16 protein-coding genes and 1 riboswitch are annotated in these 21,167 nt (G+C 72.3%); of the genes, 11 read left to right on the plus strand and 5 right to left on the minus strand.

Annotated features, from left to right (window positions below; all coding sequences use genetic code 11):
• The first annotated feature begins 191 nt into the window (after positions 1–191).
• The 7 genes from CLV72_RS12045 to CLV72_RS12080 all read left to right on the plus strand — a co-directional run bounded on the left by CLV72_RS12045 (position 192) and on the right by CLV72_RS12080 (position 12,306).
• On the plus strand, positions 192–2,768 hold the full coding sequence (locus tag CLV72_RS12045) for an L-aspartate oxidase (protein ID WP_106244722.1): 2,577 nt from the start codon (positions 192–194) through the stop codon (positions 2,766–2,768).
• Complete coding sequence (locus tag CLV72_RS12050; protein WP_106244725.1) at positions 2,768–3,556, plus strand: type III pantothenate kinase; 789 nt, start codon at positions 2,768–2,770, stop codon at positions 3,554–3,556. Before CLV72_RS12045 ends, CLV72_RS12050 begins: the two co-directional genes overlap by 1 nt.
• A gap of 107 nt (positions 3,557–3,663) precedes the next feature.
• Positions 3,664–5,115, plus strand: a complete 1,452-nt coding sequence (gene lysX / locus CLV72_RS12055) for a bifunctional lysylphosphatidylglycerol synthetase/lysine--tRNA ligase LysX (protein WP_106245468.1) — start codon at positions 3,664–3,666, stop codon at positions 5,113–5,115.
• A gap of 829 nt (positions 5,116–5,944) precedes the next feature.
• Positions 5,945–6,175, plus strand: coding sequence for a LuxR family transcriptional regulator (locus CLV72_RS12060; protein ID WP_106244728.1), 231 nt, complete (start codon positions 5,945–5,947; stop codon positions 6,173–6,175).
• A 472-nt stretch (positions 6,176–6,647) separates the two neighbouring features.
• Positions 6,648–6,823: riboswitch (cyclic di-AMP (ydaO/yuaA leader) on the minus strand.
• Positions 6,824–7,303: 480 nt separating this feature from the next.
• Positions 7,304–7,855 carry an amino-acid N-acetyltransferase gene (locus CLV72_RS12065; protein WP_106244731.1) on the plus strand — a complete coding sequence of 184 codons (552 nt, stop codon included), beginning with the start codon at positions 7,304–7,306 and terminating at the stop codon, positions 7,853–7,855.
• A gap of 1,149 nt (positions 7,856–9,004) precedes the next feature.
• Positions 9,005–9,331: a histone-like nucleoid-structuring protein Lsr2 gene (locus tag CLV72_RS12075; protein WP_106244735.1), complete on the plus strand. Its 327-nt coding sequence runs from the start codon at positions 9,005–9,007 to the stop codon at positions 9,329–9,331.
• A gap of 455 nt (positions 9,332–9,786) precedes the next feature.
• Positions 9,787–12,306, plus strand: a complete 2,520-nt coding sequence (locus CLV72_RS12080; RefSeq protein ID WP_106244738.1) for an ATP-dependent Clp protease ATP-binding subunit — start codon at positions 9,787–9,789, stop codon at positions 12,304–12,306.
• A 68-nt stretch (positions 12,307–12,374) separates the two neighbouring features.
• Here CLV72_RS12080 and CLV72_RS12085 read toward each other — a convergent pair whose 3' ends face one another.
• Both CLV72_RS12085 and CLV72_RS12090 read right to left on the minus strand, forming a co-directional pair.
• Positions 12,375–12,962, minus strand: a complete 588-nt coding sequence (locus CLV72_RS12085; protein WP_106244740.1) for an HD domain-containing protein — start codon at positions 12,960–12,962, stop codon at positions 12,375–12,377.
• Between the two features lie 1,328 nt (positions 12,963–14,290).
• Positions 14,291–14,482, minus strand: coding sequence for a hypothetical protein (locus tag CLV72_RS12090; protein ID WP_106244742.1), 192 nt, complete (start codon positions 14,480–14,482; stop codon positions 14,291–14,293).
• A gap of 608 nt (positions 14,483–15,090) precedes the next feature.
• On the opposite strand from CLV72_RS12090, the gene CLV72_RS12095 reads away from it, so the two are divergent.
• Together CLV72_RS12095 and CLV72_RS12100 are read left to right on the plus strand one after the other, a co-directional pair.
• Complete coding sequence (locus CLV72_RS12095) at positions 15,091–15,543, plus strand: hypothetical protein (RefSeq protein WP_146159432.1); 453 nt, start codon at positions 15,091–15,093, stop codon at positions 15,541–15,543.
• 177 nt (positions 15,544–15,720) lie between these two features.
• A complete protein-coding gene (locus CLV72_RS12100) occupies positions 15,721–16,191 on the plus strand; it encodes a type II toxin-antitoxin system prevent-host-death family antitoxin (RefSeq protein WP_170140959.1) in 471 nt (156 codons plus the stop codon).
• A gap of 205 nt (positions 16,192–16,396) precedes the next feature.
• Here the strand turns inward: CLV72_RS12100 and CLV72_RS32175 are convergent, their stop codons facing one another.
• The 3 genes from CLV72_RS32175 to CLV72_RS12110 form a co-directional block, all read right to left on the minus strand.
• Positions 16,397–16,564, minus strand: a complete 168-nt coding sequence (locus CLV72_RS32175; protein WP_170140960.1) for a hypothetical protein — start codon at positions 16,562–16,564, stop codon at positions 16,397–16,399.
• 697 nt (positions 16,565–17,261) lie between these two features.
• Positions 17,262–18,122: a recombinase family protein gene (locus CLV72_RS12105; RefSeq protein ID WP_245930116.1), complete on the minus strand. Its 861-nt coding sequence runs from the start codon at positions 18,120–18,122 to the stop codon at positions 17,262–17,264.
• A gap of 182 nt (positions 18,123–18,304) precedes the next feature.
• Positions 18,305–18,967: a class I SAM-dependent methyltransferase gene (locus tag CLV72_RS12110; RefSeq protein ID WP_106244752.1), complete on the minus strand. Its 663-nt coding sequence runs from the start codon at positions 18,965–18,967 to the stop codon at positions 18,305–18,307.
• 840 nt (positions 18,968–19,807) lie between these two features.
• Between CLV72_RS12110 and CLV72_RS12115 the strand changes: the two genes are divergently transcribed.
• Entirely contained in the window at positions 19,808–20,338 is a 531-nt protein-coding gene (locus CLV72_RS12115) for an NUDIX domain-containing protein (RefSeq protein ID WP_106244755.1), read from the plus strand.
• Between the two features lie 81 nt (positions 20,339–20,419).
• Entirely contained in the window at positions 20,420–20,773 is a 354-nt protein-coding gene (locus CLV72_RS12120) for a VOC family protein (protein WP_106244757.1), read from the plus strand.
• Positions 20,774–21,167: the final 394 nt, after the last annotated feature.

The following is a 21,167-nucleotide window of genomic DNA, read 5'->3' on the forward strand; positions in this document are numbered from 1 at the left end:
CTGGAGCAGAGCCGTCGAGGTAGATGCCCCGCCCGCCCAGGGGGCCACCCTCCCCTCAATTCTTCCGCCCCCGCCGCCCCCCGCGCCATCCCCGGAGCGGCCCTGTGGACAAATCCGCCGTCCGCACGCCGCCCTGTGGAAAACCCGGGCCGGGCCGGGAGCGCCCGGCGCCACGCCCCGGGCAGCGCCCGATGAGCGCCGCCGCCGCGCTGCCGCGGCTGCGCGCCGACCGGCCGGGCTGGACCGTGCACACCGACGTGCTGGTCGTCGGCTCCGGCATCGCCGGGCTCGCCACCGCGCTGCGGCTGCGCGAACTCGCCCCCGGCCTGCGGCTGCTGCTGGTCACCAAGGACGTGCTCGACAACGGCTCCACCCGCTGGGCCCAGGGCGGCATCGCCGCCGCCCTCCACCCGCTGGACACCCCGCTCGCCCACCTCGCCGACACCCTCGCGGCCGGCTCCCACTTCAACGACCCCGACGCGGTCCGCGCCCTGGTCACCGAGGGGCCCGCCGCCGTCCGCTGGCTCATCGAGCGCGGCACCGGCTTCGACCGCGACCGCGCCGGCGGCATCGCCCTCACCCGCGAGGGCGGCCACCGCGCCGACCGCATCGCCCACGCCGGCGGCGACGCCACCGGCGCCGAGATCGAACGCGCCCTCATCGACGCCGTCCGCGCCGACCCCGGCATCGAGGTCATCAAGCACGCCCTCGCCCTCGACGCCCTCCTCGCCGCCGACGGCTCCGCCGCCGGGATGACCCTGCACGTCATGGGCGAAGGCCGCCCCGACGGGGTCGGCGCCGTCCGCGCCCGCGCCGTGGTCCTCGCCACCGGCGGCATGGGCCAGATCTACGCCGCCACCACCAACCCCGACGTGTCCACCGGCGACGGCCTCGCCCTCGCCCTGCGCGCCGGCGCCGCGGTCCGCGACCTGGAGTTCGTCCAGTTCCACCCCACCGTGCTGTGGCTGGGCCCCGACGCACGCGGCCAGCAGCCCCTGGTGTCGGAGGCCGTCCGCGGCGAAGGCGCCTTCCTCGTCGACGCCCGCGGTCGCCGCTTCATGGCCGGCGCCCACGAACTCGCCGACCTCGCCCCCCGCGACGCGGTCGCCAAGGCCATCAGCCGCGCCATGCGCGACACCGGCACCGACCACGTGTACCTCGACGCCCGCCACTTCGGCGCCGCCAAGTGGGAGGCGCGCTTCCCCACCATCCTCGCCACCTGCCGCGCCCACGGCATCGACCCCGTCACCCAGCTCATCCCGGTCACCCCCGCCGCCCACTACGCCTCCGGCGGTGTCCACACCGACCTGCGCGGCCGCACCACCGTCCCCGGCCTCTACGCCGTCGGCGAGGTCGCCTGCACCGGCGTGCACGGCGCCAACCGGCTCGCCTCCAACTCGCTGCTGGAAGGCGTCGTCTTCGCGCACCGCATCGCCGCCGACCTCGCCGCCGGACTCCCCGACGCCGCCGAACCCGCACCCGACCCCCGCACACCCGTGCTCGCCGACCCCGGCACCGTCCCCGAACTGCGCGCCGCCATGTCCGCCCGCGCCGGCGTGGTCCGCCGCGGCCCCGACCTCCAGGCCGCCCTCGACACCCTCGACGATCTGGCCGCCCGCCCCGCGCCCGCCCCCGGCCTCGACGCCTGGCAGGCCACCAACCTGCTCCAGGTCGCCCGGATGGTCGCCCTCGCCGCGCTCGCCCGCCCCGCCGGCGCCGGCACCCACTGGCGCGAGGACGGCCCCACCGGACCCGTCGAAGCCGCCCGCGCCGAGTTCCGCCTCAGCCCCGACGGCCCCCGCCCCGTCCCCCTGCACGGCGGCCAGTCCGGCGCCCTGCTGGCCGAACTCGCCGCCGCCGGCATCCCCTGGAGCCGCCCCCACGGCCGCCCCGCCCTCGGCGACCTGGTCGCCGCCGCCCTCGGCGAGGACCTCGACGGCGGCCCCGAGCGCATCGACGCCACCAGCGCCGCCACCGTCCCCGCCGACCAGCTCGCCACCGCCCACGTGGTGGCCCGCCGCGCCGGCGTCCTCGCCGGACTGCCCGTGGCCGAGGCCGTCTTCCACCAGGTCGCCCGCGGCGCCGTCCTCACCGAGCGGCACACCGCCGACGGAGAGCGCGTCAAGGCCGGCCAGGTGCTGATGACCGTGCGCGGCCGCACCCGCGACCTGCTCACCGCCGAGCGCACCGCGCTGAACTTCCTCACCCGCATGTCCGGGGTGGCCACCCTCACCCGCCGCTGGGCCGACGCCATCGACGGAACCGGCGCCCGGCTGCGCGACTCCCGCAAGACCATCCCCGGGCTGCGCGCCCTGGACAAGTACGCGGTCCGGTGCGGCGGCGGCGTCAACCACCGCTACAGCCTCGCCGACGCCGCCCTGATCAAGGACAACCACGTGGTCGCCGCCGGCGGGGTCGCCGAGGCCGTCCGCGCCGTGCGCGCCGCCCACCCCGGCCTGCCCCTGGAGGTCGAGGTCGACCGGATCGACCAGATCGAACCCGCCCTCGCCGCCGGAGCCGAGGAGATCCTGCTCGACAACTTCACCGTCCCCCGCCTCGCCGAAGCGGTCGCCCTCGTGGCCGGCCGGGCCCGTCTGGAGGCCAGCGGCGGACTCGACCTCGCCTCGGCGCGCGACGTCGCCGCGACCGGAGTGGACTACCTTGCTGTCGGTGCGCTGACGCACTCCGCGCCCGCGCTCGATATCGCGTTGGACCTGCTGCCCGCCGGCCACCCCGGGCCGGACGGCACCGGGAGAGCGGAGACCTGATGCTCCTCACCATCGATGTCGGCAACTCCGACACCGTCTTCGGCGTGTTCGCGGGCGACGACATCGTGGAGCACTGGCGGGTCGCCACCGACGCCCGCCGCACCGCCGACGAGCTCGCCATCGTGCTGCACGGCCTGCTCGCGCACAGCGCCGTCATGCGCGGCTCCGACATCTCCGGCATCGCGCTGTGCGCCACCGTCCCCTCGGTGCTGCACCAGATGCGCGAGATGTTCCGCCGCTACTACGGCGACCTGCCCGCCGTCATCGTCGAACCCGGCGTCAAGACCGGGGTGCCGGTGCGGATGGACAACCCCAAGGAGGTCGGCAGCGACCGCATCGCCAACGCGCTGGCCGCCGTCCACCTGTTCGGCGGGCCCTGCGTCGTGGTCGACTTCGGCACCGCCACCACCTTCGACGCCATCAGCGCCAAGGGCGAGTACGTCGGCGGCGCCATCGCGCCCGGCATCGAGATCTCCGTCGACGCCCTGTCGCGGCGCGGCGCCCAGCTGCACAAGGTCGAGATCGTCCGGCCCCGCCAGGTCATCGCCAAGAACACCGTCGAAGCGCTGCGCTCCGGCATCGTCTACGGCTTCGCCGGCCAGGTCGACGGCATCGTCGACCGGATGGCCCGGGCCCTCGCCCACGACACCGCCGAACTCACCACCATCGCCACCGGCGGGCTCGCCCCCCTGGTGGTCGACGAGGCCGAGAGCATCGACGTGCACGAGCCCTGGCTCACCCTGATCGGGCTCAAGCTCATCTTCGAACGCAACACCACCCAGGTGTGAGCCCCTCCCGCGCCGCAGCCCGTGCGCACGCCGGTGCCCGGTAGTCTCGGCGTGTGAACGCCCAGCCCGATCCCACCAGCGACAGCTACGACGACCTCCCCGAGCAGATGCGCGTGCGGCGCGAGAAGCTCGACCGCCTGCGCGCCGCCGGCGTCGACCCCTACCCGGTCGTCTTCCCCCGCACCGACACCCTGGGCGGGATCCGCGCCAAACACCCCGGCCTGGAGCCCGGCGCCGCCACCGGCGAGCGCGTCTCCGTCGCCGGGCGGGTCATCCTGTCGCGCACCGGCGGCAAGCTGTGCTTCGCCACCGTCCGCGACGGCTCCGGCGAGATCCAGGTGATGCTCTCCCTGGACAGGGTCGGCGAGGAGCGGCTGGCCGCCTGGAAGGCCGACGTCGACCTCGGCGACCACGTCGGCGTCGAAGGCGAGGTGGTCGCCTCCCGGCGCGGCGAGCTGTCCATCATGGCCGAGAGCTGGACGCTCACCGCCAAGTGCCTGCGCCCGCTGCCCGACAAGCACAAGGGCCTCACCGACCCCGAGGCCCGGGTCCGGCAGCGCTACGTCGACCTCATCGTCAACCCCGAGGCCCGCGACATGCTGCGCTTCCGCAGCACCGTCGTGCGCGCGCTGCGGGAGTCCATGCACCGCCGCGGGTACACCGAGGTCGAGACCCCGATGCTCCAGCAGGTGCACGGCGGCGCCACCGCGCGCCCCTTCACCACCCACATCAACGCCTACGACCTCGACCTCTACCTGCGCATCGCCCCGGAGCTGTTCCTCAAGCGGCTCGTGGTGGGCGGGGTGGAGAAGGTCTTCGAGATCAACCGCAACTTCCGCAACGAAGGCGCCGACGCCACCCACAACCCCGAGTTCACCATGCTGGAGGCCTACGAGGCCTACGGCAGCTACGACACCGTCGGCGTGCTGGTGCGCGAGCTGATCCAGGAGGCCGCCCGGGAGGCGCTGGGCGGCACGACCGTGGTCCACCGCGGCGAGGAGGTCGACATCGGCGGCGAGTGGCCCTCGGTCACCCTCTACGGCTCGGTGTCGCAGGCGCTGGGCGAGGAGATCACCCCCGCCACCCCCCGCGAGGACCTCGTCAAGCACGCCGAGGGCCGCGGGCTGGCGGTGAACCCGGCCTGGGGGCCCGGCAAGCTGGTCGAGGAGCTGTTCGAGGCGCTGGTGGAGCACACCCTCGTCCGCCCCACCTTCGTCCGCGACTTCCCCGTCGAGACCAGCCCGCTCACCCGCGCCCACCGCACCGAACCGCAGCTCACCGAGAAGTGGGACCTCATCGGCTTCGGCATGGAGCTGGGCACCGGCTACTCCGAACTGGTCGACCCGGTCGAGCAGCGGCGCCGCCTCACCGAGCAGTCGCTGCTGGCGGCCGGCGGCGACGCCGAGGCCATGCAGCTCGACGACGACTTCCTGCGCGCGCTGGAGTACGGCATGCCGCCCTCGGGCGGCATGGGCATGGGCGTCGACCGGCTGCTGATGGCCTTCACGGGGCGTAACATCCGCGACACCATCCTCTTCCCCTTGGTGAAGCCCGCCTGAGACGCGGTCCCCTCGGCCGCCGGCACCCGCGGGTGCCGGCGGCCGAGGCTGTGAACTGGACCGGCGCCGCTGGTGGCCCGTTTTCCGGTCGGGTGACGACGGCGTGTCCGAATGAATGTGGCCTACGCCACGTTTCAATTCGGTACCGGTGGGTCCGGACGGTGTCTTCGCAGTACAGGGCGGCGGTCGGCCGGGCCGCCGGCCCGGTCGGCGAAATTATCCGGCGCCGGGCCGCGGGTCACCCCGGGGTCGGTGAAGACGCTGGTCAATGGCCTGTTCCGGCCGCCGGGAGAGAGGTGTTATCACTCTCTATAGCCACATCGCTACTAATGGTGATCAATTGTGGCTTGACGACTCCTGTCCGGCCGCTTAGCGTTCCGGACCGTAGCGAATCTCTAATCCATTTCGGAGCAGGCCCTACGGCCTGGCCGGCATGCGGTGCGGACACCGATGGGATCGAGCGGCCGGCCAGGCCGACCCGCCCCCGACGGCGGCCGCGCACAGGCCGCGGCCGGCATGAATTCGCCGCGACGCTCGTGCTCGGCAGGGGATGGGAGAAGGGCCAGATGACATGACCCGTTCCCTGGCGCGCTCGAGAAGCGGCGGTCCGTCCGTCCCGGACCGCGCGGACACCTCTGCGGAATTCTTCGGGGGCGCGGCTGCCCCGTCTGATCAGGTCGTCTCCAGATACCGCCCCAATCTGGTGAATCGCTCGCAACCTGAACCGACCCCGCCGCGTCCGAGTGATGAGTGGGTTTCCCCTGGCAACGCCCCACCCGTGCGGCTGCCCACTGACTTTCCGCGGTCATCTCGGAAGAGGAGGGACGGAGTGGAACAGGCGACACTCGTACGCCACACCCTGGAGGACCTGACGTTGAACGGGGATGATCTCAAGCTGCTGGCCGAGATCGCCAGCGGCGTCACCGCCGACGTCGCCGCGCGGCGGCTTGAGCTCAGTGCCCGTACGCTCCGTCGGCGGCTCCGGGCCATCTGCGATCGGCTGGGCGTGAACACGCCGATCGAGGCCGTGGTGTGGGCGGCGCGCCGCCAGCTCATCTGATCCGCAGGGCGGCCCGGAAAGCAGCGGGCCGCGACCGCGACGACCCCCGAGGCGGCAGTGTCAGCGTCGACCGCCGCCGAGTCGGCCCCCCGCGGCGCGTCCGCACGCCCCCTGCGGCTCCCCGGCAGCAGTAGCACACCCCCGTCGCGGCGGTCGGCCCCAGGGCCCGACCCGCCGACCGAAGCAGGAACGCCATCGCTCCGCGACGCGTGCGACGGTCCGCCGGCCGACCGGCCGGGCCGTACGCGCCGCGGAGCCGTGTCGTGTCCGGCCCGGGAGCCTCCCCCCGGCACGGCGGGAGCGTCGGTGTGCCCGGGGCCCGGTACGGCGCTCTGAGCGCCGCCGCGGAAGCCGTCGGATACGCGCGTGGCGCGGGAGGGTCCGCCGTCAGGGCGCGCGAAGGCGGGACACGGCTCACGCCCGGGTCGGGCGGAGGTGTCCACCGCGGCGCGCGCACGCTCCACTCGGATCTCACTCCTCTCCTCGGCCGCCTACCGGGTTAGCTGACGGGTTCGGGCCGGGAGAAGGCCCTACCACCGTGGCCCGGCCGCCCGGGACCGCCGTCCCGTGCGCCCGGCCGTGGCGGATTCACCCCGGGGATTGGTGGGTCCCCGGCTCCGCTGCCGCCCGGACCGGCCTCCGGTCGGTCGACCGGGTGCCAGGCACCGCGCGAGCATCGGATTCGGCGGGCTGCGGCCGCCCGTCAGCCTGGACGAAACCGGTATTTGGGACCGGAAGATCACCAGGGACATAACAGACCGCAACAGCGATGCAGATTACGGCAAGATTCCGGCGATGCCAACCGCGCGGCGGCCGCACCGCCCGAGCCGCAGTGCTTCCCGTTGCCGTTTGTGGACAGCGGGGCGAATGGGAGCGCTGCCGTTTCGGACCGGATGATCACCCTCGGTAATGATCTTTGCGTCCAAAAGGGCCGGTCTGAGCCCGGCGCACCGATATCCGCACGTCGCGGCCGCCCGCCGCCTCACTGTCGGTCGCGGCGCGCCGATGTGGCGAGCGCCGCGCTGACCGGGTGCGGCCAGCCGCCCCGGGGAGTGATCTGCGCCGCCCCGGGGAAGCCGGCCGCGGCCGGCGGGCCGCCCGCCCCCCGTGGGTAGGCTCGGCCGCACTATGGAGCAGCAGGTCACCATCAGGCGGGCCAGGACCGCCGACGTCGCCGGCATCCGCCGCCTCGTCGACGCCTACGCCGACGACCGCCGGGTGCTCACCAAGGACACCGTCACCCTCTACGAGGACGTCCAGGAGTTCTGGGTCGCCGTCCTCGGCGCGGACGGCGGCGACGCGCCCGGAGCCGGCCGCGTCGTCGGCTGCGGCGCCCTGCACGTCCTGTGGGAGGACCTCGCCGAGGTGCGCACCGTCGCGGTGGACCCCGCCATGCGCGGGCGCGGGATCGGCCACCGGATCGTGCGGCGGCTGCTGTCGGTCGCCGCCGAGCTCGGCGTGCGCCGCGTGTTCTGCCTGACCTTCGAAGTGGCCTTCTTCGCCCGCCACGGCTTCACCACCCTCCAGGGCGCGCCTGTTTCTCCCGACGTCTACGCGGAGCTGCTGCGCTCCTACGACGAAGGCGTGGCCGAATTCCTCGATCTGGACCGGGTGAAGCCGAACACCCTCGGCAACACCCGAATGATTCTTTATCTAGCGGGTACCGACGAAGCCCTCTAAGGCCACTCCGAGCGGCAATCGCCGGACTCCGGCGGGTGAAAACGCCCGGTTGGGCGGTCCGACGGCAGATCGCAAGGCGCTTTGGCGGGAAGATCCGGCACAACGGTGCGGCGGATTGCCGCCGCAATCGTCCAAGTGCCCCCCGAACTGCCCCAGAGGTGTGCACGTTGTGCAACAGAACGGGACGCTCCAGAACTATCCGGTGCACCTGGGCGGGCCGGCTCGCACCATCCGCGTCGGGCGCGGCGCCCCTTTGCCGGGGACGGCGGCGAAACGGATCTACGGAGAAGTGGCGGCCGCAGGAATCCGGCCCGGGAATGACCATCCCCGCTAAGGCGACGCGCCCGCCACCGGCCCGATGACGATAACCTGTGCCGCGAACCAGGACATACCCAATGCTTTCGGCGGCTCATGGCGGACCCTGCCGTGTTCGCCGCGGCCGGCCCGAACCCGTCGGCGGCAAGCGCGCCGACCGGCAAGGAGCCGCCACCCGGCACCCGCGAGCGGTACGCACGCGCACGACAGTAGGCTGAATGGTGCCGGACCGCACAGGCCGGTTTTTGCTGTAGGCGAACTTTCATCGCGAAGGAAGAGGTGGCGTTCGATGTGGGACGTTTTGTCGGCGCTAACGCCTCCGGCGGTGGTCGGTGCCGTCTTCTGCTGGGGCGTCTACAAGCTCGTCCGCGCCGAGATGGTGCCCCGCACCACCGACGGCCGCGCCGTCGACCTCCGCGACGGCTCCGCGGGCGGTGCGAAAGGACGGGCGCCCGGCGCGGCCGGCCCCGCCAGGTCCGACAGGGCAGGCACTGACACTTCGGCCTGATCCGGTGTGTGCTGTGTGACACAGCCCGGGCCAGGTGGTTCAATACACGCGTCGTCGCCAAATGAGAAAAGTCCGCCGACTGCGGAGCATGCTCGCGTCATTGCGCGCCGCATACGGGCGGCCGGGCGCACCGCGCCCCGCCGCGCCGTCGGCAGCGGCGCATGACCTCCTCCGTCGCCCAATAGTGGCCGACGGTAACCGCAATGTGGCTCCCGCGGCCGCTCGGCCGCCCGAATTCGTCCGTGCGGCGAATTGTCAATCGATAGCAGTCGGGTATATATTCACCCTGTAATTGCCCCATTGCATCGCTGAAAGGCCAGTCTTCCATGGCGCAGAAGGTGCAAGTGCTGCTCGTCGACGACCTCGACGGCGGCACTGCAGAGGAAACCGTCTCGTTCGCGCTCGACGGTTCGGTGTATGAGATCGATCTCAGCGGAGATAACGCCGCCAAGCTGCGGTCCGCCCTCGACCCGTTTATCGAGGCGGCCCGGAAGTCCCCCTCCAAGGGGGCCAGGCGCCGGCCGCGCGGGGTTTCCAGCCGCGAACGCAGCGCGGAGATTCGGGCCTGGGCCAAGGCGGCCGGCAAGAAGGTCAATGAGCGGGGGCGGATTCCCGCCTCCATCGTGGCGGAATTCGAGGCGGCTCAGCGCTGAGGGCGCGCGGACGGCCCTCGGCCGGCTTGACCCGCACCAGGGCGGCCGCCCGGCCGCCGAGCAAATCCGACGCATCGCGCCGCGACAGAGGGAGCCCTCCCCGAGTCGCGGCGCGATGTGTTTCGGCAGCCATGCGCCCGCCGCCCCGGGCACGCCCCCGCGCGCAACATCCGCGCACCCCCGAACCGGCCGCCCCGCGAATCGGCGCACGCCCCACGCGTGCGCGGCGCGCACATCCGTCACCGCCCCGTTCCGCGGCGCGTTCGCCCGTGGCGTACTTGGAACACCGGCGGGCGTATGGGTAGTTGGATGGGGATGAAGGTCCTAGCGTGGGGAACGTCTTATCCGAGTCTCAACGGGTCGACGTACACGCCCCCACGGCTGGGGCAGGAATGCGGCAAGTGTAAGGACCGGACATCCCGGCCCTGCCTGACCGCTCTGTGAGGAGCGACGAGATGTTCGAGAGGTTCACCGACCGCGCCCGTCGGGTGGTCGTCCTGGCACAGGAAGAAGCCAGGATGCTCAACCACAACTACATCGGTACGGAGCACATCCTGCTCGGCCTCATCCACGAGGGGGAAGGCGTCGCCGCCAAGGCCCTGGAGAGCCTCGGGATCAGCCTCGAGGCGGTCCGGCAGCAGGTCGAGGAGATCATCGGCCAGGGCCAGCAGGCCCCGTCGGGGCACATCCCCTTCACGCCCCGGGCCAAGAAGGTGCTGGAGCTGTCGCTGCGCGAGGCGCTGCAGCTCGGCCACAACTACATCGGCACCGAGCACATCCTGCTCGGCCTCATCCGCGAGGGCGAGGGCGTCGCCGCGCAGGTCCTGGTCAAGCTGGGCGCCGACCTCAACCGGGTCCGCCAGCAGGTGATCCAGCTGCTGCACGGCTACTCCGGCAGCAAGGAGGCGCAGACCACCGGCGGCTCCTCGGAGTCCACCCCCTCCACCTCCCTGGTCCTCGACCAGTTCGGCCGCAACCTCACCCAGGCCGCCCGCGAGAGCAAGCTCGACCCGGTCATCGGCCGGGACAAGGAGATCGAGCGGGTCATGCAGGTGCTGTCCCGCCGCACCAAGAACAACCCCGTCCTCATCGGCGAGCCCGGCGTCGGCAAGACCGCCGTCGTCGAAGGGCTGGCCCAGAAGATCGTCAAGGGCGAGGTGCCCGAGACCCTCAAGGACAAGCAGCTCTACACCCTCGACCTCGGCGCACTGGTGGCGGGCAGCCGCTACCGCGGCGACTTCGAGGAGCGCCTGAAGAAGGTGCTCAAGGAGATCCGCACCCGCGGCGACATCATCCTGTTCATCGACGAGCTGCACACCCTGGTCGGCGCGGGCGCCGCCGAGGGCGCCATCGACGCGGCCTCCATCCTCAAGCCCATGCTGGCCCGGGGCGAGCTGCAGACCATCGGCGCCACCACCCTGGACGAGTACCGCAAGCACCTGGAGAAGGACGCCGCGCTGGAGCGCCGCTTCCAGCCCATCCAGGTCGCCGAGCCCACCATCAAGCACACCATCGAGATCCTCAAGGGGCTGCGCGACCGCTACGAGGCGCACCACCGCGTGTCGATCACCGACAGCGCGCTGGTCGCCGCCGCCCAGCTCGCCGACCGCTACATCAGCGACCGGTTCCTCCCCGACAAGGCGATCGACCTCATCGACGAGGCCGGGTCCCGGATGCGCATCCGCCGGATGACCGCCCCGCCGGACCTCCGCGAGTACGACGAGCGGATCGCCGAGGTGCGCAGGGAGAAGGAGTCCGCGATCGACGCGCAGGACTTCGAGAAGGCGGCCTCGCTGCGCGACAAGGAGAAGACCCTCCTCGCGCAGAAGGCGCAGCGGGAGAAGGAGTGGAAGGCCGGCGACATGGACGTCGTGGCCGAGGTCGACGAGGAGCTCATCGCCGAGGTCCTGGCCACCGCCACCGGCATCCCCGTCTTCAAGCTCACCGAGGAGGAGAGCCAGCGGCTGCTCCGCATGGAGGACGAGCTGCACAAGCGGGTCATCGGCCAGGAGGACGCCATCAAGGCGCTCTCCCAGGCGATCCGCCGCACCCGGGCCGGTCTGAAGGACCCCAAGCGCCCCGGCGGCTCGTTCATCTTCGCGGGCCCGTCCGGCGTCGGGAAGACGGAGCTGTCCAAGACCCTCGCCGAGTTCCTCTTCGGTGACGAGGACTCCCTGATCCAGCTCGACATGAGCGAGTTCATGGAGAAGCACACCGTCTCCCGGCTGTTCGGCTCGCCTCCCGGCTACGTCGGCTACGAGGAGGGCGGCCAGCTCACCGAGAAGGTGCGGCGCAAGCCGTTCTCGGTCGTGCTCTTCGACGAGATCGAGAAGGCCCACTCCGACATCTTCAACTCGCTGCTGCAGATCCTGGAGGACGGTCGCCTGACCGACGCCCAGGGCCGGGTGGTCGACTTCAAGAACACCGTCATCATCATGACCACCAACCTGGGCACCCGCGACATCTCCAAGGGCGTCGCCCTCGGCTTCGCCAAGGAGAACGACGTCCAGGGCAACTACGAGCGGATGAAGGCCAAGGTCAGCGAGGAGCTCAAGAGCCACTTCCGGCCCGAGTTCCTCAACCGCGTGGACGACGTCATCGTCTTCCACCAGCTGACCGAGAAGGAGATCGTGCAGATCGTCGACCTGATGATCTCCAAGGTCGACGAGCGGCTCAAGGACCGCGACATGGGCATCGAGCTGCGGCCCAAGGCCAAGGCCCTGCTCGCCGAGCGCGGCTACGACCCGCTGCTGGGCGCCCGGCCGCTGCGCCGGACCATCCAGCGCGAGATCGAGGACAACCTGTCGGAGAAGATCCTCTTCGGCGAACTGCGCGCCGGGCAGATCATCATCGTCGACGTGGAGGGCAGCGGCGACAAGGCGTCGTTCACCTTCCGCGGCGTCCCCAAGCCCGACGCCGTCCCCGAGGCCGTCCCCGTCGAGGAGCGCCTCAACAACAGCACCACCGTGGACTGAGCCCTCGGGCCGGTCCTCAGCCGAGGCCCCCGCGGACACCCGTCCGCGGGGGCCTCGGCCTGTCCGGGCTAGCCCGCACCGCCCCCGGTGCGGGCGCGGTGCATCCACTCCAGCGAGCCGGTGCGCAGCGCCGTGTCGGCGATCCGCTTCGCCGTGGCGGTGCGCAGCGCGGCCAGCGAGGTGTCGATCCACGCCTGGGTGTCGGTGCCCTGCTCCCGGTACTCCACCGCCTGCAGCAGGCACTCCACCTTGTCGGCGTCCCGCGCGCACTGCGCCTCGGGCGTCACGTCCGCCTCGTACTCGGCCACCGCCCCGGCCACCAGCGCCGCCAGGGCCGAGGGCAGACCCGCGGTCTGCGCGGCGGTGACCTCCTCATGGGAAGCCGTCGACACATAGCGCTTGCCGACATGCGGGATATCGGTGGTGCGGCTCTCCTGGCTGTCGTGCAGCAGGCTCAGGAACGCGGCCCGCTGCGGATCCGCGCCCTCCACCGACGCGATCACCGCCGCCGCCACCGCCGCGCGGTGCGAATGGTCGGCGATGCTCTCCGGCGCCGGAACACCCGCCACGAGCCAACCCGTCCGCTTATACCGCTTCAGCAGCCCGACCTCGTACAGGAAGTCGACCGCACGGGACATCTCGCGCTCGTCTGCCATAGGACCCCTTCCAACGGCGCCGCAACAGCTCCGGCACGGACAAAACACTGCCGAGGCCCCGCCCACCTGCGACGACACCTCTCTTCATCAAACAGCCGCACCGCCCCCGGAGCCAGATCCGCCACGGGGCGGGCTGCGTTCGGGTCGGACTGGGGCGGGTGGAAGGTGTCGGTGCGGGGTTGGGGCGCCGTTGCCGGTGGGGCCCGGACCGCTCGTCGGGGTGGCGGCTCGCGGCGTTTCGGCGGCCGTGGAGTCCGCCGGCGTGTTGGGTACGCCGATGCTCTCGACGTGGAGCGGGGATGCGGCAGGGGGCCGTGCCGTCCGCTGGAGTGGACTTGCTCGTCGGAGTGGCGCTTACACGCCAGGCGGCACCGCGTTCGGGATCGTGTGCCGCCCCCTCGCCGGGTTCTCCGGGTTGTGTGCTCGGCGCGCCGGTGCTGTCGGTGTGGAGCGGGGACGCGTCGGGGCGGCCGTCCGTTGGAGTGGACTTGCTCGTCGGGCGGCGTCGATGCGCTGGGCGGCGCCGTGCTCGGCGTGGTGTGCCGCCATGTTCGCCGGGGCCGAATGTGCCCGATGTCGTCGGCGCGGAGCGCGGACGCGCCGCGCCGCCGTGCCATCTGTTGGAGCCGACCAGCTCGTCGGGTGGCGGCGTGCGGCTCGGATGGCTCCCGGCGGCCCTTCGACGCCCGTGGAGTCCGCCGACGCGCCGAGCGACGCCCATGTGCCGTCGACGGGTCCTCCGGGGTGTGTGCCTGTCGGTGGCCGGTCTGCCGTCGCGGGGCGCGGAGTCATCCCCTGGGGCGGGACTCGGTCGTCGGGGTGCCGCCGATGTGCTGCGCGGCGTCGCGTTCGGCGTCGTGTGTCGTCACACTCGCCGGGTCCTCTGGGATGTGTGCTCGTTGGCTGTGCCCGGAGCTGTCGGCGTGGGGCACAGACGCGCCGCGGCGCCGAGCCGTCTGTTGGAGCCGACCAGCTCGTCGGGTGGCGGCGTGGCCTTCTCGACGACGCCTCGCAGCCCTTCGACGCCGGTGGCGTCCGCCGACGCGCTGAGCGACGCCATGGGCGTTGCGTGCCGTCCTGCTTGCTGGGCCGGGGTGCCCCCGGTGTCGTCGACCTTGGGTACGGACGCTCCAGGGCGCCGGACCGCCGCCGGACCAGCCCTGCCCGGCACGAGCGCAGCGCGTGCGGTGCCGCGGACGGTCGGCCCCGCTCCGCGTCCGGTGAAGGCGGTGGCGGTGCTCGTGGCGGATGACGAGCGGCTGAGCAACTCGAGGGCTGACGGGCCCAGCGGCGCAGCGCCGCAGCCCGCGCGGTGCGGCGCGGGTCCCCTACTCGGCGCCGGACAGCGGGCTGGACCAGGCGACGGGCAGCTCACGCAGGTCGTAGAGCGGCCGCTCGGGCCGCCCGTACCGGGCCCAGGGCGCGAGGCTGGCCCGCGGCAGGCCGGTGACGGCTTCGGCGGCCTCGGCGTCGACCAGCACGGGCATGCCGTGGCGGCGCGGCGTAAGCGTGGTGGGCATGATCGAATGATCCCGCACGGGTACGACACCGCAACCCGTTTTCACCTTGGGCCAAGCCGCCCAACCCGGCGGCGACTCCCCTCCCAACCGGCCACCCCGCCGCCCGCCAGCCCTCGATCCGACCCCCGACCATCAGCGCACCGACCCCCAGACCACCGACCCACCCGATCCATCGGATCGGGGCAGTCGGCACCACACCTCCCCGCGCGCATCCCCCTCCCGCCCAGGGGGGCAGCCCCTAACACCATTTTCTCGCGCAACGCGCGCCGCCGCGAGCCGCGTTCCGCAGGCTGTGGATAACTCCCGGGCTGCAAACCGAGCTGTGGACAACTCGACCGCGAGGCGGCTCAGAGGCTGCGCACCGAGTACATCGCACGCCGCCAGTCCGACCGGTCGCCGCCGTAACAGGTGACCGGAAGCCTCACGGCGCTGCCGGGACGAAGAGCCCTCGGGCACGCACGCCCACCGGCCGCAGCGCACTACCGCACCGTGCGCGCCACCCGACCCGCACACCGACGGGCCGCTACGCGGATCTGCGTAGCGGAGAGCCGCGCCCGGACCGACGACTGCGTAGCCGTGCCGCGGCCAGGCTGGCCGCCATGACGGACATGCGTACGAGACGACGGTGGGGCTGGCGGGCGGCGACGGTGCTGGGCCTGCTGGCCACGGCCGCAGGCAACGGCATCCTCATGGTCGCCGGGGTGGAGTTCCCGGTGGCCATCCCGCCGGGCGGAGAGGCCAATCCGGCCAGCGCCCGTTCGGAGCTGGTGTTCCTGCTGCTGGCGGCGCTGATCGTGCTGCTCCTGCGATGGCGTTGGACACCAGCGCTTGGAGCGCTGCTCGCGGCGATGTTCGCGGCGGGGTTCTGGCTGGATCCGACCGGGCTCGCCAACCTGACGGGCCAGGCGGGCGCACTCGCGGCGGCCGGCCAGGCCGTCCAGCAGCTAGGGGCGCTCACGGCCGTGCTGGCGGGCCTGGTCGCGACCGCGGCCGGCTACCGCGGCGCCCGTACCGCCCTGCGCTCATCCGGAGATACCCGAACGTGCACCCCGAGCCGCTGATTCCTGTCCATGCGCCCATTATCACCTGGAAACTCTTTGATAGCTATCAAAAAATGCGTCGGCGTCCCGCCGGGATGGCCGACCGGTCCGGGCGCCGATCCGATGGCAATCTCCGGTACGCCCGTGTACCGTTGCCCGTGTCCGGTACGCAGGTGTACCGGAGAGGGGAGCGGACGGATGGGCGAGAGGGCGGCGGGGCCGCATGCGGAGCTGCCGGTGCGGGCGGTGCGGGCGAGGCTCGGGCCGCTGGTGCAACGCGTCGCCCAGGGCGAGGGACCGATCGGGATCACCTCCGACGGGGCGCCCGACGGCGCGCTGGTCAGCGAGCAGCAGGCCGAAGCGGCCGGGCTGGTGCCGGTGGCCAGCTGGGGGGCGCGCGAGGCGCGCGACCAGTGGGCCGACGTGCGCAGGCTGGCGGCACAGACCGGGCCGCAGCTGATCACCCACCGCGAAGGCGGCCGCGCCGTCCTGGTGGATGCCGCCGGCGCGGCCGCGGCCGCGGGCGGCGTGCCCTTGCTGCCCTTCGACGTGCTGGAGACGGGCCCGGGCGGTCGGGTGATGGCCGACGGCCGACCGGTGCCGCCCGGCACCTACGTGGTGCCCGGCGGCGGGCGCCTGGTCGTGAACGCCGAAGAAGAGGAAGGGTGAGGGCGGGCGATCAGCGCGGCCTGGAGGAGCTGCGCGCGGCGGCGGCGCGGACCGGCGGCGACGAGCGCACCGCCCGCCGACTCGTCCCGGTCGGACCCCGCCGCGCCCGAGGAGCTGGCAGCCGGTGCGGTTGGCCTGGGCGCTTCCGGGGCAACGCCAAGGCCCGCCTCACCGCGAGAACGGGAGGCGGGCCATTGGAGACCTCCTAGTTCCGCCGCTTGCCGCTGAACCAGCGCCCAAGAAGGTCATGGCGGTGGGCTGACTGCCACGGCCACACGACCAGCACGACGGCCGTGATGCCGGCGGCCACGGCCACCCACCACGGGGCGTCAGCGAGCAGCGCGAAGCCGCTCACCACCGTCCCCACCGACATGGCAGGGCTCTGACCAGCGCTGACGCCGTCTGCCGGTGCAGAACTTGTTGACCCCGAATCCGGAATTCGGTTATCCTGGGGATCGTTTTGCTCGGAGGAGGAATCCTCGATTCCCGGTGGTTCACTCACCGGCATCTCCTTAGAGAAAAGGGCCGCTGCGGTTTCAGCGGCCAAACGGGCACATCCGCCGACCTGCTACCAACAGGTGCGGCGTATGCGAGCGGCGGCACCCGTGGTGCCGCCGCTTTCTCGTGTGGGTCCCGCAGGACCCATGGGGGGCAGTGCTCCGGAACACGAAAAAGGCGAGCCCCGGGACTCCCGTCCCGATCTGACTCGCCATGGTACCAGAGGTATAAGGCCCCCGTGTCGCTAACTCCACATCATAACGCGAAATCGTCCCTTTGACGCTGAGTCAATGTAACAAACCCATAACTCTTAGTGTGATTTGCATCACTAATTGTGGGTGGCTGATGCGAAAAACGGCACTTGACCAGCGAAAACATGTGTCGGGCGCGGATTTGCTTGATTTTTGGCGTCGGGCGATTGGCCTTGACAACCTCGGGAAAGTCGCTAGGTTCCGCCGAACCCTGAGCGCCGGCGGGATGGAAGAACGAGATGGGAGAGGACGCCGCGGCACCGCTCGGGACCTGCCCGGGACGTCTTCTACGCGTCCGGTTCCCTGCCGCCGCGGCGGCGCTCAGCTGTGCTGGGTGCGGTCGTCGTGGTCGCGGAGCATGCGCATGACGGTGGCCGGGGAGGGGTGCTGCCCCTTCTTCGCGCCCTTGGTGATGACCAGTTGGGCGGCGATGGCGCGCAGGCTCTGGCCCTGCTCCCGCAGGTGCAGGGCCATCGACAGCATGGCGGGGTCGGTGACGGCGGCCCCGCCGATGGCGGTGCCGTTGGCGCGGGCGGTCTCGTGGCCTTCCAGGGTCCGGTCGCGGATGTACTCGCGTTCGCTGCCCGACATCGCCGCCAGCACGGTGAACACGATTCCGGTGGGGTCGTGGGAGCCGGCCAGTTCGCCGGTGAGGAACTCCAGCCCGATGTCGGCCGCGCGCAGCTGCTCGGCCAGGGCGGCCAGCTCGATGCCCCGTCCCAGCCGCTTGTGCTCGTGGGCGACCAGGGTCACCGCCACACCCGAGGCGCGCAGCTCCCCGGCCAGGGCCACGGCCCGCTCCAGTTCGGGGCGCCGCAGCGCGCGGGTGGAGACCTTCTCAGAGAAGACCCGGCTCACCCCGGCCTCGGCGAGGGCCGCCAGCTGGGTGTCCAGGGACTGGCGGAGCGTGGAGGCACGCGCGTAGCCGAGGCGCACACCGGAGGCTGATCCGGCGTCGGCCGCCGGCGGGCGGGGCAGCTCCACCCACACCGACCCCGGCCTGCGCAGCGCGGGGACGGCGACGTTGAGCGCCTTGGCCAGCGCGGGCACCAACCGGAACCGCGCCGTGTGGTACTGGGCCGCGACCCGGCCCCGCCCGGTCCGGCACGGCGACCCGGCCGGAGCGGCGCACGCCGACATCGGGCAGTCGTGCGCTTCGACCCGCAGGAAGTCCTCGTTCACCCCGCCATCGTTTCATGGGGCCGTTTCACGCCACCAGGCGTTTGCAACGACGCATGAAACAGTGTTCGCCCTGGACGGCGCGGCCCCCGCGGTCTGTTTCGTAGCCCGCGCGGGACGGGACTGTCGGCGCGGACACCGCCGACTGACCCGCCCCGTCCCCGGACCCGCCGCCCGACGGGACGTCAGAGCGGGTCGCCCTCCGGAGGGCGGCGGGCCAGCAGATAGGCGTGCGGGGTCGCCTCGGCGCGTTCAGGCTCGCGCTGCACCCGGGTGTGCACGGCGAAACCGGCCTGGTGCAGCAGTTCGGCGACGTTGTCGGGCGAGAGCCGGTGGTAGTCGAGCTCGACGGCGCGTCCGAAGGCCTCCGTGAGGTGGCACTGCTCGTCGCCGACCTGGAAGGCGAGCATCAGATGGCCGCCGGGGGCGAGCAGCCGGTGGAACTCGGCGAACACCTCCGGCTGGCGAACCGGCGGGATGTGGATAAAGGAGTAGTAGGCGAGGACGCCGCCGAGGGAGCCGTCGGGCAGGTCGAGGCCGGTCATCGACCCCTCTTCGAAGCGCAGCTCAGGAAACTCCTGGCGGGCCAGCGCGAGCATGCCGGGCGACAGGTCGATACCGAAGACCTCCAGTCCGAGCCCGTGCAGGTAGGCCGTGATCCGTCCCCAGCCGCAACCGATATCGGCCACCGGCCCCAGGCCGTCCGCCCGCGCCGTCTCCGCGAACGCGGCCAGCAGCGCCCGGTCCAGCGGCTTGGCGGCCAACTCGCCGCGAGAGCGCTCGACATAGGCATCGGCCACGGCGTCGTAGCCGGATCTGGTAATGCTCAGGAAGGAGGAATCGGTCACGGTCGAGCACCGTAGCGCACGCCCACCCGGCCCACCGATTGCCACCGCCCGTCCGTGCCCGTTCCGCCGCCGCCGACCGCCCCTGGACACCCGCCGGCCGGGGTGCCACGGCCGGGCGTCCCCGTGCTGAGCACCACCCACTCGATCGCCTTGCAGACGAGTCGTCTACAGACCGCTTGCCGAGCGGCACAGGTTGTCCACAGCCTGCGGACCACGACTCGCGGCGGCACATCGTTACGTGGGACGATTGATTACGGGGGGTCACCCCCTGGGTGCCTGGGGGTGACCCCCCGTATCAATTCTTCCGCCGCAAGCCGCGCGCCGCGACTGCGAACGCGCAGGCTGTGGACAACCCGCGCGGCAGTGCCGCCCTCTTGTGGACAAGCGGCCCGACAGCCCCTCCGGACGCCTCGTCCGTTAGGACGGCAAGCCTCCGTGTCTGGCGCGCCTCTGATCAGCCACCGGACGGCGGTGTGCACCATCCCCAGCCTCTCGGCGGCCAGCAGGCGTAGCAGCGGGCCGGACCGGCTCAGGACCCAGGAAACCCCACCTCCGCCGTCACCTGCCCACCCGCCGGACCCCAACCAGGCAGCGCCGCCACGAACCAGGCGGACGGCCCCGTCGGCAGCCCGGAGCGCCAGCCTCCCTCGCCCGAGCCCGACCAACGCACCGCCCCGCCATCGCCAACGACACCCGCGACTCAATCACCGGCCCGGACCAGGCCGCCCGGCCAACGGCTGCCACCACCCCCGCCGCGTGACCTCGACCATCCCCGGCGGAAACCGTTCCCGCACCCTAGGCTCGTGCCAACGCCGCGCGACCGGACCGGAGAGACCACGCATGCGCTGGACCGTCCACTCAGAACAACCGCTCTACCAGGACGAATGGCTCGACATCCGGCTCGCCGACGTCGAGGTCGCCGACGGCCGCCGCCTCGCCCACCGGCTCATCCGCCTCCGGCCCAGCGCGGGCGCCGTCGTCGTCGACGACCGGCGCCGGGTGCTGCTGCTCTGGCGGCACCGCTTCATCACCGACGCATGGGGCTGGGAGATCCCGATGGGCGGCGTCGAACCGGGTGAGGACCCCAGCGCCGCCGCGGCCCGCGAGGTCGAGGAGGAGACGGGCTGGCGCCCCGGCCCGCTCCGCCCGCTGATCCGCACCAACCCCAGCAGCGGCATCAGCGACAGCCTCCACATCGTCTTCCGCGCCGACACCGCCGTCCGCGTCGGCGCCCCCACCGACGAATCCGAAGCCGCCCGCGTCGCCTGGGTCCCCCTGTCGGACGTGCTCGGCCTCATCGACAAGGGCGACATCGTCGGCGGCACCACCCTCAACGCCCTCCTCTACCTCCTGGCGGCCGACCCCCGCTGAACCCGCCGACGCCGCGCTGGTGGCGCCCCACCGGACGTTCCGGCATGCTGAGCGGACGCCGATTCACGGAGGGAGAGCAGAATGGTCGGAGAGCTTTCCGGGGTGGTCCTCGACACCGCCGACCCGGAAACCCTCGCGAACTTCTACTCCGAGCTGCTCGGACTGCCCATCACCCGCGTCGACGGCGGCTGGATCGAGATCCAGCACGGCACCTGGCGGCTGTGCTTCCAGGAAGCGCCGAAGCACCGGCCGCCGCGCTGGCCCGACGCCGCCTTCCCGCAGCAGTTCCACCTGGACATCCGCGTCGACGACATCGACGAGGCCGAGAAGCAGGTCCTCGACATGGGCGCCACCCTCCTGTCCACCGACGAACCCGGCTTCCGCGTCTACGCGGACCCGTCCGGCCACCCGTTCTGCCTGGAGTACCAGGACTAGTCGCCCGGACGACCACCGAACCGGCCCCACCGCGGCACCCACACGGCACCACCCGCCGCGGACGGGCGGGACGGCACCCGCCGGACGGTCCACCCCGGGAAGGCGAACGAAACGACAGCACCTGTCGGCGGATCCGGACGAGGATCGCGGCGAGCGCACAACCGGATCCGTGCCAATGGCGACCGGCAAGCGAAACGAAGCCGATCCAGGTGCAGCGATCCCCATCGCCGGACATCGGCCGCCGACGAATCGACGAATGCGTGCTCCCTACGACGACGAATCAACGGTCGGACGCGTACCCGAACACCGCATCAGTCGACGCTTTGCAGGCCGACGGGTGCGTCTGCGCAGGAGGGAGCCGAGGGCGGCCCTCAAGACCGCATGGCGACAACAC

The sequence above is a fragment of the Allonocardiopsis opalescens genome, from assembly GCF_003002095.1.
GTDB lineage: Bacteria > Actinomycetota > Actinomycetes > Streptosporangiales > Streptosporangiaceae > Allonocardiopsis > Allonocardiopsis opalescens.